General features: G+C 43.8%; 15 protein-coding genes and 1 pseudogene. 11 read left to right on the top strand and 5 right to left on the bottom strand.

Annotated elements, in window-relative coordinates:
* Positions 1–1,508: pseudogene (locus GTK07_RS14910) on the bottom strand (hypothetical protein); the annotation flags it as partial.
* Positions 1,509–1,722: 214 nt separating this feature from the next.
* On the opposite strand from GTK07_RS14910, the gene GTK07_RS14905 reads away from it, so the two are divergent.
* From GTK07_RS14905 to GTK07_RS14880, 6 genes are all read left to right on the top strand, one after another.
* Positions 1,723–2,463, top strand: a complete 741-nt coding sequence (locus GTK07_RS14905) for a carboxypeptidase-like regulatory domain-containing protein (protein ID WP_163636044.1) — start codon at positions 1,723–1,725, stop codon at positions 2,461–2,463.
* Entirely contained in the window at positions 2,460–3,254 is a 795-nt protein-coding gene (locus GTK07_RS14900) for a hypothetical protein (protein WP_163636043.1), read from the top strand. Before GTK07_RS14905 ends, GTK07_RS14900 begins: the two co-directional genes overlap by 4 nt.
* An 84-nt stretch (positions 3,255–3,338) precedes the next feature.
* Positions 3,339–3,848, top strand: coding sequence for a DUF6702 family protein (locus GTK07_RS14895; protein WP_235932882.1), 510 nt, complete (start codon positions 3,339–3,341; stop codon positions 3,846–3,848).
* Positions 3,849–3,908: 60 nt separating this feature from the next.
* Entirely contained in the window at positions 3,909–6,224 is a 2,316-nt protein-coding gene (locus GTK07_RS14890; protein WP_163636042.1) for a M1 family metallopeptidase, read from the top strand.
* 81 nt (positions 6,225–6,305) lie between these two features.
* A complete protein-coding gene (locus tag GTK07_RS14885; RefSeq protein WP_119641969.1) occupies positions 6,306–6,575 on the top strand; it encodes a Sec-independent protein translocase subunit TatA/TatB in 270 nt (89 codons plus the stop codon).
* Positions 6,576–6,578: 3 nt separating this feature from the next.
* Positions 6,579–7,151: a phosphatase PAP2 family protein gene (locus GTK07_RS14880; protein ID WP_163636041.1), complete on the top strand. Its 573-nt coding sequence runs from the start codon at positions 6,579–6,581 to the stop codon at positions 7,149–7,151.
* Here the strand turns inward: GTK07_RS14880 and GTK07_RS14875 are convergent.
* A complete protein-coding gene (locus tag GTK07_RS14875) occupies positions 7,117–7,758 on the bottom strand; it encodes an O-methyltransferase (RefSeq protein ID WP_163636040.1) in 642 nt (213 codons plus the stop codon). The two genes, GTK07_RS14880 and GTK07_RS14875, sit on opposite strands and share 35 nt — an antisense overlap.
* A 61-nt stretch (positions 7,759–7,819) precedes the next feature.
* Here GTK07_RS14875 and GTK07_RS14870 point away from each other — a divergent pair, with 61 nt between their 5' ends.
* Genes GTK07_RS14870 through GTK07_RS14860 form a run of 3 tightly spaced genes read left to right on the top strand, consistent with a single transcriptional unit; the run spans position 7,820 to position 10,792 of the window.
* On the top strand, positions 7,820–8,287 hold the full coding sequence (locus tag GTK07_RS14870) for a GNAT family N-acetyltransferase (protein ID WP_313790818.1): 468 nt from the start codon (positions 7,820–7,822) through the stop codon (positions 8,285–8,287).
* 43 nt (positions 8,288–8,330) lie between these two features.
* Entirely contained in the window at positions 8,331–9,599 is a 1,269-nt protein-coding gene (gene kynU / locus GTK07_RS14865) for a kynureninase (protein ID WP_163636039.1), read from the top strand.
* A gap of 44 nt (positions 9,600–9,643) precedes the next feature.
* Positions 9,644–10,792, top strand: a complete 1,149-nt coding sequence (locus GTK07_RS14860) for an MFS transporter (RefSeq protein WP_163636038.1) — start codon at positions 9,644–9,646, stop codon at positions 10,790–10,792.
* An 85-nt stretch (positions 10,793–10,877) separates the two neighbouring features.
* On the opposite strand, the gene GTK07_RS14855 is transcribed toward GTK07_RS14860, so the two are convergent.
* The 3 genes from GTK07_RS14855 to GTK07_RS14845 all read right to left on the bottom strand — a co-directional run bounded on the left by GTK07_RS14855 (position 10,878) and on the right by GTK07_RS14845 (position 12,734).
* Positions 10,878–11,270 (bottom strand): DUF1398 domain-containing protein, encoded by a 393-nt coding sequence (locus GTK07_RS14855; RefSeq protein WP_163636037.1) that lies wholly within the window; start codon positions 11,268–11,270, stop codon positions 10,878–10,880.
* Positions 11,271–11,342: 72 nt separating this feature from the next.
* Positions 11,343–11,891 carry an LbetaH domain-containing protein gene (locus tag GTK07_RS14850; RefSeq protein WP_235932881.1) on the bottom strand — a complete coding sequence of 183 codons (549 nt, stop codon included), beginning with the start codon at positions 11,889–11,891 and terminating at the stop codon, positions 11,343–11,345.
* 162 nt (positions 11,892–12,053) lie between these two features.
* Positions 12,054–12,734 carry a hypothetical protein gene (locus tag GTK07_RS14845; protein WP_163636035.1) on the bottom strand — a complete coding sequence of 227 codons (681 nt, stop codon included), beginning with the start codon at positions 12,732–12,734 and terminating at the stop codon, positions 12,054–12,056.
* A gap of 142 nt (positions 12,735–12,876) precedes the next feature.
* Here GTK07_RS14845 and GTK07_RS14840 point away from each other — a divergent pair, with 142 nt between their 5' ends.
* Together GTK07_RS14840 and GTK07_RS14835 are read left to right on the top strand one after the other, a co-directional pair.
* Positions 12,877–13,449 carry an RNA polymerase sigma factor gene (locus GTK07_RS14840; protein WP_203583811.1) on the top strand — a complete coding sequence of 191 codons (573 nt, stop codon included), beginning with the start codon at positions 12,877–12,879 and terminating at the stop codon, positions 13,447–13,449.
* Positions 13,450–13,638 carry a hypothetical protein gene (locus GTK07_RS14835; protein ID WP_163636033.1) on the top strand — a complete coding sequence of 63 codons (189 nt, stop codon included), beginning with the start codon at positions 13,450–13,452 and terminating at the stop codon, positions 13,636–13,638.

The following is a 13,638-nucleotide window of genomic DNA, read 5'->3' as shown; positions in this document are numbered from 1 at the left end:
GGTATTCCGGTCAGGGTGGACCAATCGGGTGCAATCGTTGCATTGTCCACGGCAAAAGTTGTACCTGTCAAGGTTAGCCCAGTTCCGGCGGAGTAGGTGGTATCATCGTCAATATCGTCCGCGAAGCCTGCCGGTATTCCGGTCAGGGTGGACCAATCGGGTGCAATCGTTGCATTGTCCACGGCAAAAGTTGTACCTGTCAAGGTTAGCCCAGTTCCGGCGGAGTAGGTGGTATCATCGTCAATATCGTCCGCGAAGCCTGCTGGTATATTGGTTATTGAAGTCCAATCCGGTGCTATATTTGAATTGTCTACTTGTAAGGAGCCATCGCCGGCTTGTAAGAGTCCAGTTCCGGCAACATCTAAATTTATTTTGTCGGCAGTTATACTATCATCAACCAGTTCTGCGGTACCCACCGAATTGTCCGCCATTTTTGCAATTGTAATGGCATCGTTTGCTACATCAACCTGAACATCCTCAAATAAGGAATTAGTTGGTGTCCCTGAAATTAATATGGTGCCATCATTTGAGGAAAGTGTACCATCCCCTGTAAATTGGGTTACATCCACCTGCAATGATCCGTCCACCGCTTGTATAAGCCCTGTTCCGGCTACGTTGGCATTTATCTTGTCGGCATCAACACTGTCATCAACCAATTCTGCTGTTCCAACCGAATTGTCGGCCATTTTTGCAAGGGTAATGGCATCATTCGCCACATCTTCGGTTAAAATGGTGCCGTTCAATATTTTATCGGTGGTCACGGCATCGGCAGCCAATTCGGTATTGCCAATTCCTCCATCCAATACATCCAAAGTCAATGGGTCGCTGTCCAATCCCGCACCAAAAAGTTCCAAGGAACCTCCGGCTCTTGGCCCTACCACTTCGTTGCCCACAATACTATCTTTTTCGGTGATGGTCAATGCGGTTTCATTGGTAAGGGTCCACTGGCTTCCGTTCCATCTAAAAATTTCACCGATGTTGTTACCGTCCTCAAACTTGGCCGTAGATACCGACTTGGCCGCCAAAAGGCGCCCGGTTACGGAGGCGGTCTGTATTTTCAAATCCCCGTTGATGGATGAATTCACAATATTGGCCCCGGTAATCTGGTTCACCTCAAAATTGTAGTTGGTGCTGCCATCCGGATTCAAGGATTGTAAAATGGCAATGGTATTGTCAATGGCATTAGGGTTGATCTGTCCCAGGGAATCCGCACGGGTACTCACGGTAAAGGAGTTGTCCAATGCTTCACAGATATTGATCCATTCGGTGCCGTTAAAGTAGTTGATACAGCCTTGGTCCGTGTTGTAGACCAAAGCCCCGGGTAGGGGGTTAATGGTGCTCATTTGGGCATTGGTGACCCTGGTGATCACCAGTACGCGATTGTTGCTCTCCAGTTCCAAAACCGATGCGGCATTCAAGTTTTGAGGGTTGTCGCCAATCTTTACCTGCCCGACAAGGGTGTTGATCATGAGTAGGCCGATGACCAAGGTTGCAATATAAGTTCTCACAGTGTTTGTTATTTGAGGATTTCCAAACGTAAACCGCAAATCTAAGGTTATGCTTCCATATTTATATGAATTTCCGTCAAAACACGAAATTCAGGGGTGAACGGAAAAATCCCTTTGGGTATATTTGCAGGTAGAATTAACAAAAGTTTAGAACCCCTTCACTTTTATATATCCGCACCAAGGGTTTTCTTTAACGTGTGCTAAACACTCTCTTATGAAAAAAATTGTCTTGATCTTGTTCTCGTTACTGGTCTCGGGTTGGTCCCTGGCACAGGATAGCCGCCAACTGCTCAGGGGCAAGGTGCTGTACCGTAGCTCCAATGTGCCCAATGAGAACGTGATCAACTCCACCTCTGGCGAGGCTACCATTACCAATGATAATGGGGAATTTGCCATTGAGGTGAAGGCGGGCGATAAAGTGGTGTTCACGGCAGTAAACTACCAATTGGAAGTGGTGACCATTACCCCCGAAATCTTGCAGAACAACCGCTTGGTGGTAGAAGTGAACGAGAAGGTAAGGGAGTTGGACGAGGTAGTGGTAACGCCAGAAAACCAAGCCAAATTTTTGGAGGTGAAGAACGAGGATTTTAAGGAATTCAACTACGAGATAGACAGGAATACCGAGGTGGTGAACGTAGCGGAATCCAGAACGGTACGCGGCATGCAGGATGGACTCAATTTCGTGAATATTTTTAAAGCACTCTTCAAATCCCGACAAGAGGAAAGTGGTGAAGAAAGGGAACCCCTAAAAGTGAGCGAAGTCCTCCGCCATGTGTATGACGACGAGTTCTTTGTGGTGGATCTAAAATTGCCACAGGATAAAATAGATGCCTTTTTACTGTATTGTGATGATAAGATTCCATCGCAGACCCTACTCAAAAAAGAGAACGAATTTCAATTGATCGATTTTCTGGTGACCCAAAGTAAATCCTATTTGGAAACTCTTGAAGAATGAGAAACCTTTGGGTATGCACGGCTTTCTTTATGACGTTTTTGGCCAGCGCCCAAGATGGGGATGGCAAAACATTGTATGGCAAGGTGGTGAGCGAAGATGAGGATGTAGTGGGCGTAGTGGTCCAGAACATTACCTCTAAACAGGCCGTGATCACCGATTTTGAGGGGAAGTTTGCCATAGATGTACAGGTGAACGATACCTTGGTGTTCTCCGCAATCCAGTTTGTGAAAAAAGTCTTGCCGATGACCGATGTGCTCTACCATGCGAGCTATATTGAAGTGCCCATGGAGGCGTTCGTGAACCAACTTAAGGAGGTGGTGGTAAGTCCGTATAACCTTTCTGGGGATTTGACACAAGATTTGGGTAAATTAAAGTTAGAAAAGGACGTAAGTGCAGAAGCTTTGAAACTACCCAATGCGCACCAACGGATTCCTACCCAAAGTGAACGGATGTTAGATCAGGCTACCATGGGGAAATTCAATATGGGAATGATCTTGAGCCCGCCCTTGGATCCCCTGATCAATGCCATTACAGGCCGTACCAAGATGTTAAAAAATCGGGTTAAGGTAGACAAAGCGTACGCCAGGACACAGAGAGTCCAGGAATTTTATGTAGATTCCCTTTTTGTGGCCACATTGAAGATCCCGATGGAAAAAATTGATGATTTTATGTATTTCTGTGAGGTGGATGAGGCTTTTCAGTCCACCGTGGATACCCATGACAAACTCAAGATCTGGGATTTTATGTTGGAGAAGAGTAGGGCCTATAGGAAAAACAACAACCTGGACTGATGTTTTTGGCAAGCAAATTGCTAAATACTGGGTAAAACTGTAACATTGCCCTAGCAAATGGAGTCTAAAAACAATATGATGGGAATGAAAAAAGCACGAATGATTTGGTTGCCTCTGGCAATGGTTCTCTTTCTGTCCTTCACCTCCGTCCATAAATTTTATGTAAGCGTAACCAATATGGTCTATTCTGAAAAGGATAAGGCCTTCCAGATCACGAGCCGTATCTTTATTGACGATCTTGATGATCTGATGGAGGAACGCTATGGCATCCGATCCCAATTGGCCACCCCGAATGAATCCAAGTTGGCAGATGAATATTTGGAGAAATATTTCCGGGCCAAATTTGTGGTAGAGGTCAACGGAAAGCCTATGAACTATAGTTTTTTGGGCAAGCGGTACGATAAGGATGTGGCCATTTGTTACCTCGAGATTCCCAACCTTAACCTAAATGATGTCAAATCCATTTCGGTACAGAATGAGATATTGACCGACCTTTTTGATGAACAGCAAAACGTGGTGCATGTAAAATGGGCCGGCCACAAGAAAAGTTTTGTGCTCATCAAAGGGAATAATAAAGGAATGTTAAACTTATAACGTAACGTTAACAATTGGTTAAAATGCGTTATTTTTCACCGTTTTAAAATCAAATAGAAAATGAACAAAGTCAAGTATTGCATTGCTTCTGTGTTGTTCCTAATGGGAGCCATGGTAATGGCACAGGAAGAAGGCGACGTAAAAACCGAAAGGGAACCTGGACACTATAACCAAAGCAGGTTTAAACAATTGTACGAGGAGTTTTCTACTCCAAACACCTATCGCTCCGCTTCTGGGGCACCGGGGCCTGATTACTATCAACAACAGGCAGACTACGTGATCAATGTACAGTTGGACGATAAAAATGCCAAGATCTATGGTGAGGAAACCATCACCTATCACAATAATTCACCGGACGATCTAGAGTTTCTTTGGGTGCAATTGGACCAGAATGTCCGTGCCAAGGATTCCAAATCCCCATTGCGTGATGGTAACGGAGTGAACATTGCTTACACAGCAGGCAATTTCGCCGAAACATTCATCAGCGAACCTTTTGATGGTGGTTTCAATATTGAATGGGTGAAAGATGTCAGTGGAAAGCCATTGTCCTATACCATTAATCAAACCATGATGCGCGTGAACATTCCACAGCCGTTGAAAAGCGGTGAAAAATTGTCCTTCTCCGTAAAATGGTGGTACAACATTCCCGATCATACCGTGAACAGGGCCCGATCAGGATACGAATATTTTGAAAAAGACGGCAACCGTGCCTATGTGATCGCACAGTTCTTCCCAAGAATGGCCGTGTACAGTGATGTGGAAGGATGGCAAAACCATCAGTTCTGGGGAAGCGGCGAGTTTGCCCTCCCATTCGGTAACTATGACGTGAGCATAACCGTTCCTGCCGACCACGTTTTGGACGGAACAGGTGTTTTGCAGAACAGGGAGGAAGTATTCTCCAAGGATATGATGAAGCGTTACAAGGAAGCACTGAAGTCTTATGACAAACCCGTGATCATAGTAACCCAACAAGAAGCCGAAGCTGCGGAAAAAGGATTTGCTACCAACACCAAAACGTGGAAGTTCAAGGCTACCAACGTAAGGGATTATGCTTTTGCTACTTCCCGTAAGTTTATCTGGGACATGCAGGCCGTTAAAATCGGTGGTAAAGATGTAATGGCAGTGTCCTTGTATCCAAAGGAAGGAAACCCACTTTGGGAAGATTTGTCCACCAAAGCAGTGGCACAGACCTTAAAAACCTATTCTGAGCATACTTTTGATTACCCATACCACAAGGCCATTTCGGTGCATGCCAAAAACCAAGGTATGGAGTATCCCATGATTTGTTGGAACTATGGTCGTCCTAACGAGGATGGTACCTATTCCGATAGGGTTAAATACGGAATGATAAGTGTGATCATCCATGAGGTAGGCCACAACTTCTTCCCGATGATCGTAAACTCTGATGAGCGTCAATGGGGATGGATGGATGAAGGTCTAGATACCTTTATGCAATATTTGGCCGAACAGGCTTTCGGAGCCAACAATCCAAGTGTAATTGCTCCAAATGAGAAATATCCTTCGCAAAGAGGTAATCCTGCAGCTATTGTACCTTACATGGCCGGAGATCAAAAATATATTTCTCCAATCATGTCCAACCCGGAAAACGTGTACCAATTGGGGCCCAATGCCTATGCCAAACCGGCAACTGCACTTAATATCCTTAGGGAAACCGTTATGGGTAAGGAACTATTTGATCATGCTTTCAAAACGTATGCCCAGCGTTGGATGTTTAAACACCCAACCCCTGAGGATTTCTTCCGTACCATGGAAGATGCCTCTGCCGTGGATCTGGACTGGTTCTGGAGAGCTTGGTTCTACACTACGGATTATGTGGATATCGGGGTGAAGGGTGTTAAAAAATACTATGTGTCCAGCAAGCCAACCAAGGAAATGGAAAAATACATGGCCGATAGGAACATTACCGAGGCCGATCTTCCACCATTGGTATATTTAGCGGAAGAAGATAGCGAGGATTTTATGCCAGAGTTGAAAGGAAAATCCCCAACGGAGACTTCCCAAAATTTGAAGGAATTCATGATGGATAACATGACCGAGGCCGAAAGGTCTAAAGTGAAGGAGCCGAAATTCTTCTATGAGATCACTTTTGATAAACCAGGAGGTGTTCCCATGCCATTGATCGTAGAGTATACCTATGCCGATGGTACCAAAGAAAATGTGACCTACCCACCAGAAATCTGGAGAAAGAACGATGCCGAGGTAAAAAGGGTCATTTCTTCCCAAAAGGAATTGGTGGGCATTGTGGTAGATCCAAAATTGGAAACTGCCGATATAGACACCACCAACAACTCTTGGCCTAAAAAAGAGGAGAAATCAGACTTTGATAAGTTCAAGGAGAACATCAAAGGAAAATAATCAAAAAAAGACTGTTAAAGAGCCCCGTGATTTCGCGGGGCTTTTTTTATTTTGCTGATAAGTTCTGATTATATTTGTTGTATGCATTTTCTATTCATTAGCGGAGCGGAGATATTTTTCATCCTATTTATTGTGGTGATGGTGTTCGGGGCGGATAAGATACCTGGTATTGCCAAAGGTTTGGGCAAGGGTATGCGCCAGCTGAAGGATGCCACGGATGATATTAAGCGCGAAATCCAAAAAAGCGCGGATATCGACACGGACTTCACCAAGGAGATTCGTAAGGAACTCAATGAGGTGAAGAAAAATGTGGACGAGGTTACCGGCTCCATCAAAAGGGACATCAAGTAATACATGTGGGAAGATTTGCTCAAATGGGACCGGGATACGTTTGTGTATCTCAACAGTTTGGGCATAGAACGGTATGATGGATTTTGGTCCACAGTTACCAACATAACCACTTGGATTCCCCTCTTTTTGCTTTTCCTTTACCTGTTGTTCCAAAAGTTTGACAGAAAGGAAGCCCTGTATAAGTTTTTCACGATTATGGGATTGGTGGTATTCATCACCCTGATTACCCATTGGACCAAGATTTCCGTGGCCCGACTTCGTCCCAACAATACGGAAGAAATCAATACGATTATAAGAATTTTAAAAAGCCCGACGGATTATAGTTTCTTTTCGGGACATGCCTCCAGTTCGTTTTCCATAACCACCTTGGTGTTCCTATTTTTAAGGAGGAAGATAAAATGGGCTTCCCTTTTCTTTCTTTGGCCCCTTTTGTTTTGTATGAGCCGGATTTATGTAGGGGTACATTTTCCTATTGACATTATAGTGGGATCACTAGTTGGTGTCTTTTCAGGAATATTGTTCCACGGATTGTATAACCGTTTTATAGCACCCGGCTTAACGTCAGCCCATCCCTAATCGGTAGAAGAACCGTTTCCACTCTAGGGTCGGTTTTCAATTTTTCATTGTAGGCCAGTAATGCTTCCGTGGCTTTGTCACCTTTTTGCAGGGGCTCCACCACTTTTCCGGACCATAATACATTGTCCGACAAAATGATGCTTCCCGATTTTGCTTTAGTCATCACAACTTCAAAATAGGCGTCGTAATTCACTTTTTGGGCATCGATAAAAACCAGGTCAAAGGTCTTTTCCAAAGCGGGGACCAGATCCAAAGCATCACCTGTATGTTGGAAAATCTGGTCTCCAAAACCGCTTTTATCAAAATATTTTCGTTGGAGTTGATGCAGTTCCTCGTTCACCTCAATGGTGTGCAGTTCCCCATTTTTTTGTAGCCCTTCTGCCAAACAAAGGGCAGAATAGCCCGTATAGGTCCCAATTTCCAAAATATATTTAGGATTGATGATTTTGGAGAGCATGCTCAAGACCCTTCCCTGAAAATGACCGGTGATCATGCGCGCTTGTACTACCTTTAAATGGGTCTCTCGGGTCAGATCGGTTAACAACTGCGGTTCCGGTTCCGAGTGGTTGGCAATATAATTTTCCAATAAAGGTGATAGGAAATGCATGTACAAGTTTTCGCAAAAATATAGAAAAGAACTACATTGGAATATCAAATCAACCTGGTACATGATGTCCTCCTCTAAAATACAAATACGCCGTGCCACTTTGCAAGACCTACCTGTTCTATTGAACTTTGAACAAGGTATCGTTGAAGCTGAACGACCCTTCGATGTGACCATAAGGCAAGGTAAGGTGAGTTACTACGACCTGGAAAAAATGGTTCAGGATCCAAATTCATGCGTGGTGGTTGCCGAAGCGGATGGCAAAATTGTGTCCTCTGGCTATGCCATTGCCAAACCGGCGAGGCAATACTTGGACCATGAGTTCTATGCTTATTTGGGTTTTATGTTCACAGATGAAGATTATCGGGGGCAAGGTATCAACGCCTTAGTGGTGGATGCCCTCAAAAAATGGTCCCAAGAGCAGGGTTTCAAGGAAATAAGGTTAACGGTGTACAATGACAATGTGGGCGCCATAAAAGCGTATGAAAAAGTAGGATTTAAAAAGCATATCATCGAAATGCGCCTAGAGTAATAAATACCATCACAAATTGTATTTTTGATGCAAACCTTAACATATGACCTTTCAAAATACGCTTGAATTTGCACAACAATTGGATGCTACCGATGCCCTTGCCCAATACCGGAATGAGTTTCATTATCCTCAGGTAAACGCAAAGGATGTCATCTATTTTACGGGTAATTCCCTAGGATTGCAGCCCAAGCGTGCCCAACGGTTTGTGGACGAGGTAATGAAGGATTGGCGGGATTTGGCCGTAGAGGGTCACTTTTATGCCGATAAACCGTGGTGGGACTATCATGAGCGTTTGGCTGCCGGACTCGGTAAGTTGGTAGGTGCAAAACCCAAGGAAATTTCTGTGATGAACACCTTGACGGTAAACCTTCATTTGTTGATGGTTTCCTTTTACAAGCCTACCGCAAAACGGTTTAAGATCCTTTGCGAGGAAAAGGCCTTTCCATCCGATCAATATATGTTGCAGAGCCAAGTAAGGTTTCATGGTTTTGATCCCAAGGATGCCATTGTCGAAGCAAAAAAACGGGAAGGGGAACATGCCTGGCGTACCGAGGATATTCTTCAGAAAATCAATGAAGTGGGCGATGAGTTGGCCTTGGTGTTGATGGGTGGTGTCAACTATTACAATGGGCAGGTTTTGGATATGAAAGCCATTACCAAAGCAGGTAAATCCGTTGGTGCCTTTGTAGGATGGGATTTGGCCCATGCCGTGGGTAATGTGGAATTGTCCCTGCACGATTGGGGTGCCGATTTTGCGGCTTGGTGCAGTTACAAATACATGAACAGCGGTCCTGGGAACGCCTCTGGAATCTTTGTTCACGAAAAACATTTGGGCAAGTCGGATATTCCCCGATTTGAAGGTTGGTGGGGAACCAAAAAAGAAACCCGTTTTTTGATGAAGCCCGAGTTTGACCCTACTGAAACGGCAGATGCCTGGCAATTGAGCAATCCACCTATACTTTCGTTGGCACCTTACTTGGCCTCGTTGGAACTTTTTGATGAGGTGGGTATGGAGGCACTCATCAAAAAACAGAAGCAAATAGTGGCCTATCTGGAGTTTATCCTACAGGATATTGATGCGCAAGTGGATAGCACTTTTGAAATTATCACCCCTCAGGATAGGGGCTGCCAATTATCGGTTCTTTTGCATGGGGAAGGAAGGTCGCTGTTTGATTATTTGATGAAACAGGGAGTCATCACCGATTGGCGCGAACCTAACGTAATTCGTTTGGCCCCGGCACCTTTTTATTGTTCCTATGAGGATATGTACCATTTTGGACAGATTTTGAAAAAAGGAATTCTTCAAAAATAATTGGTCATCAGCCTCGAAATAACGTTCTCATTCCACACACGCCAATGAAATCACTCCGACTTATTTTGTCCAATCCAAGGTATTTTGCCCCGGCATGGGTATTCACCAGTCTTAACATTTGGTTCGGGACCTGGGCGATCTACATCCCTCTGGTAAAGGAAAAGCTAGGCATCAATAAGGCCGATTTGGGTATTGCCTTGTTCTGTTTGTCGTTGGGAGTGTTCACCATATTTCCGGTAGCCTCCAAAGTCGTGAACCGATTGGGGGTGGGCAAAGCAACCTGGATCGGGGTTTGCTGTAATTCTGTGGCCGCACTGCTTCCCTTAATGGCACCTAATTATTACACTTTAATGGCAAGCCTATTTTTGATGGGGGTCTGCAACGGGCTAACTGATATAGCCATGAACACTTTGGTCACCGAAATTGAAAAAGAAGACAAGCAGAACTTTATGTCCGCTGCCCATGGGTTTTTCAGTTTGGGCGGTATTTTGGTGGGGTTCAGTAGTTTTCTGATTCCCATAATTGGTAATCCACCATTGCATATGGCTTTGGTGGTGGTTTTGGTACTGATCGTCAATTTGATGTTGAGGAAACATTATTATCATATTGTTGCTGCTCCGGTAGAAAAGGATTCCTTCAGTTTTAAACTGTTCAAACCCTTACTTCTATTGGGTATTATTGGTTTTGTGTCCATGGGGAGCGAAGGGGCCATCATTGATTGGAGTGGATTGTACTTAAAAGAAGTGGTCTTGGCCCCAGAAGTTTTGATTGGTTCCGGATTTTTGGCTTTTTCTACCACCATGACTTTGGGCCGATTTTTGGGTGATGGGATCAGTGCCAGGATCGGGTCCATCAAAATTGTGGCACTGGGCGCCTTGATTGCAATTTTAGGGTATGCCATGGTGCTTTCACAGCACACCGTATTGGCCATTGCGGGTTTTGCCTTTTGTGGACTAGGCTTTTCTGTCATGGTGCCAGAGCTGTTCCGTATCGGAGGCAATGTGAAAGGAGTGGATTCTTCCCAAGGTGTTGCCTTTATTGCGGGAACGGGGTATTCAGGGTTTTTGTTGGGCCCTGTGATCTTGGGTTTTTTGGCCGAACGGGCCTCTTTGACCTACAGTTTTGTGTTGCTGCTGAGTTGTGCTGCGTTAGTTTTTGGGATTACCTTTTTTTTGGGGAGGAGGGGTAAATGATCAACAGTTGATTTAAGCTTTGGCTACGTTTTGATTTTGGGCCTTTTTAATTAGTTATAATGTTTTCTTGAGACCGTTTTATTTGTTAAGGTTCCGGTATGGGCTCAACAATTAATTTTTGCCCTTTTTTATCCAAATAGGTAACGTTCATTTCAATCATGTGAACGATCCATTTTTCAACACCTGCATCTGCTGCCTGTTTGCAAAATGTCGGATAATCTGTTTGGCCTTTTTGATGAATTGAAATAGCATATTTGAGGCTATCCGATGAACTGGTTTCATTTACTTTCATCTCAGGATATTTTGGGTTTCCTTCAAGCATAAAATCATTTGACCCATAATATTTTGTTCGCCCATCCGAGACAAAATTGTCGTAGTGGGTTACCCCGATCTCTTTCAGATCTTGAACAAATTGTGGAAAGTCAGCACCACTTTTGACTTTGGAAAATGCTTCATGAATCTGATCTGTTGTAAACATAGATTTATTGCTATTTCAATCTTTGATGACTTTGTTTGTTCTGCTTGTGGGTGACCATTCGTGAAGATAGTCTTACGGTTCCTTTAATTGCTCGATCAATTCCAATCTTTTTACAATTGATCCCCTTTCCAAAATAGTTCCAGGGGATAAGACTGCATTGGCCCCAATTTTGGAACCATCCCCAACAAGGGCTCCGAATTTTTCCGTTCCAGTATCTATTATTTCATTTTTGAAAATTACCCGTATTTTTTTATTGAACCGCTCATTATAATGGTTGGCCGCAATGGATCCCCCTTCAAAATTCACATTTCGACCTATGATACTATTTCCGATGTAGTTTAAATGCGCTATTGCGGAACCGGAAAATATCATGCTGCTTTTGATTTCGGAGCTAGGGCCAATTTTTACCGAGCTATCCAAAAATACACCTTCCCTCAGGTAGGCATTTACACTAATACGGCAATTGTCCATAATAATTATGGGGCCTTTCAGGGTTATGCCATGCTCCAAAATTGCAGATTTATGAATGGCTACTCCGTTTTCTATTTTGAAATCCTCCCCAAGGTTTGGTATAATTCCTTCGATGATATCCTTCAGGTTCGATGTTATTTGCCAGGGCAACTTAGAACTGTCTTTTTGAGGAAAAAAGGGGAAGTTTGAAATGAAATGGTCAATATCAATCACCAACTTATTTTTGGGTATATGTTATTCTGTGTTCTTAGAATGTGATAAAATGTAAAATACGCCCATTGCACATCATTTATGGAATACAATGCATAAAGCCTATTCCGTCTTCACACTCAAACCCGTAAAGTAAAGATTTACATTGCTATCTGGCCTGCTACGTTGTGCCGCTAACTGTAAACCTCCCATGGTGGAGTAATCTTCCCAAGTTGACGACAAAGAAGGTTCAGGCTGGTTAGATTTTCTATAGGTCCATTCCCGAATGATGTGGTCATCCTTAAAATAGAAATCGTAGGCATCGCCAGGGGTATAGCCACCTTCATTTTTATAAACAATGGTCAGCTTTTGCATGGTTTCGTTACTAATGGGGGCCGTGGCTTCTGCTGCATGTTCAAATGTATAGTTGTTGGCGTCCCACATCAAGTTAAAAGGGGCCAATAGCCAATACCGATCGTTAATGAACCCTGAGTTGGTCTTAAAGGCCACACTGTCCATATCCGCCTTGTTGTAGGTAAGGGAATCGGTCCCGGATTTAAAAGTAATCTCGTTCAACTTGGGTTTCCAGTCCCAATGTCTTTCAAAATGCATGGAATCACGGTCCACATTAAAGGTAAAGGTTATCTCCTCCACGTTTTTCCAATTTTGGTATCCATGGGCATCTGCGATCATTTCAGGTACAGTTTTTTCGGGTTCGGCTTGCACTTCGGCTGCCTTGGGTTCGGTTTTGCAACTGGCCAAAACGAAAAGGGTGCACATTCCAACGAGGTAAAAGGTCTTCATATCTGGTTTTTAACCAAATATACCACGAAATTGACTTATTTTGCGCCCCATTTTGGAAAAGCCTCCAAATTAATTTGGCATATAAGTGACTTTTTTTAAAAAACTGTTTCTAATCCTGATAAGTAACCCCGACCAAAAGTTTTTGGAAACAGAAGACCTTCATGCCCATCTGTCGGATGAGGAATTAGTGGAACAGATAGTAGCGAGCAACGATCCCCTTTTGTTCGGGAAGTTGTATGATCGGTATGCCAAAATGGTCTATAACAAGTGTTTTGGCTTTGCCAAATCCGAGGATGAGGCCGAGGATTTGACCCAGGATGTCTTTCTTCAACTGTTCATCAAGCTGAGAACGTTCAAAGGACGTTCCAAGTTTTCAACCTGGCTCTATTCTTTTACATATAATTTTTGTGTTAACTATGTTAACAGGAACAAGCAGCTCAAAATACGGGACCAATCCGTTCAAGTTGATGAAAGCGATCAAAAGCTTACCGAAGAGGTGCCCGATGAAAGCCTCTTTGAGATGAAGGCCGATAAACTTAAAAAATCCTTGGAGCTCCTTTCGGCCGAAGACAAGTCCCTTTTATTGTTGAAATACCAGGACGGGGCAAGTATCAAAGAACTGGTGGAGCTTTTGGAACTGGGGGACAGTGCCGTAAAAATGAGACTCAAGAGAGCCAAAGAAAGATTGGTCGAAATCTATAACACCCTACCATAGATGGCAAAGCAACACAAAAACCCGTTCAAAGAATTAGAGGCGTCACTTCTGGAGGCCCCGCCCGGTATGAAGAAAAAGGTGATGAACGACATAGCGGCCGCAAAGTTGATCTTGGATATGGCCTCCCTTTTTTCCATCAATATGGGAAGTGCTTTGCGCAGACTTTTTAGAACCTTGGGAAATCATTAA

Source organism: Flagellimonas sediminis (assembly GCF_010500845.1).
GTDB lineage: Bacteria > Bacteroidota > Bacteroidia > Flavobacteriales > Flavobacteriaceae > Flagellimonas > Flagellimonas sediminis.
This window is presented reverse-complemented; position numbering and strand designations above follow the sequence as displayed.

Bases quoted from the DNA above. Each gene is read 5' to 3' on its own strand.
- GTK07_RS14895 (WP_235932882.1), top strand. From the start codon at position 3,339: ATGAAAAAAGCACGAATGATTTGGTTGCCTCTGGCAATGGTTCTCTTT.
- GTK07_RS14875 (WP_163636040.1), bottom strand. From the start codon at position 7,758: ATGCATTTCCTATCACCTTTATTGGAAAATTATATTGCCAACCACTCG.
- GTK07_RS14885 (WP_119641969.1), top strand. From the start codon at position 6,306: ATGCATTTTCTATTCATTAGCGGAGCGGAGATATTTTTCATCCTATTT.
- kynU (WP_163636039.1), top strand. From the start codon at position 8,331: ATGACCTTTCAAAATACGCTTGAATTTGCACAACAATTGGATGCTACC.
- GTK07_RS14905 (WP_163636044.1), top strand. From the start codon at position 1,723: ATGAAAAAAATTGTCTTGATCTTGTTCTCGTTACTGGTCTCGGGTTGG.
- GTK07_RS14900 (WP_163636043.1), top strand. From the start codon at position 2,460: ATGAGAAACCTTTGGGTATGCACGGCTTTCTTTATGACGTTTTTGGCC.
- GTK07_RS14855 (WP_163636037.1), bottom strand. From the start codon at position 11,270: ATGTTTACAACAGATCAGATTCATGAAGCATTTTCCAAAGTCAAAAGT.
- GTK07_RS14845 (WP_163636035.1), bottom strand. From the start codon at position 12,734: ATGAAGACCTTTTACCTCGTTGGAATGTGCACCCTTTTCGTTTTGGCC.
- GTK07_RS14870 (WP_313790818.1), top strand. From the start codon at position 7,820: ATGATGTCCTCCTCTAAAATACAAATACGCCGTGCCACTTTGCAAGAC.
- GTK07_RS14860 (WP_163636038.1), top strand. From the start codon at position 9,644: ATGAAATCACTCCGACTTATTTTGTCCAATCCAAGGTATTTTGCCCCG.
- GTK07_RS14890 (WP_163636042.1), top strand. From the start codon at position 3,909: ATGAACAAAGTCAAGTATTGCATTGCTTCTGTGTTGTTCCTAATGGGA.
- GTK07_RS14880 (WP_163636041.1), top strand. From the start codon at position 6,579: ATGTGGGAAGATTTGCTCAAATGGGACCGGGATACGTTTGTGTATCTC.
- GTK07_RS14835 (WP_163636033.1), top strand. From the start codon at position 13,450: ATGGCAAAGCAACACAAAAACCCGTTCAAAGAATTAGAGGCGTCACTT.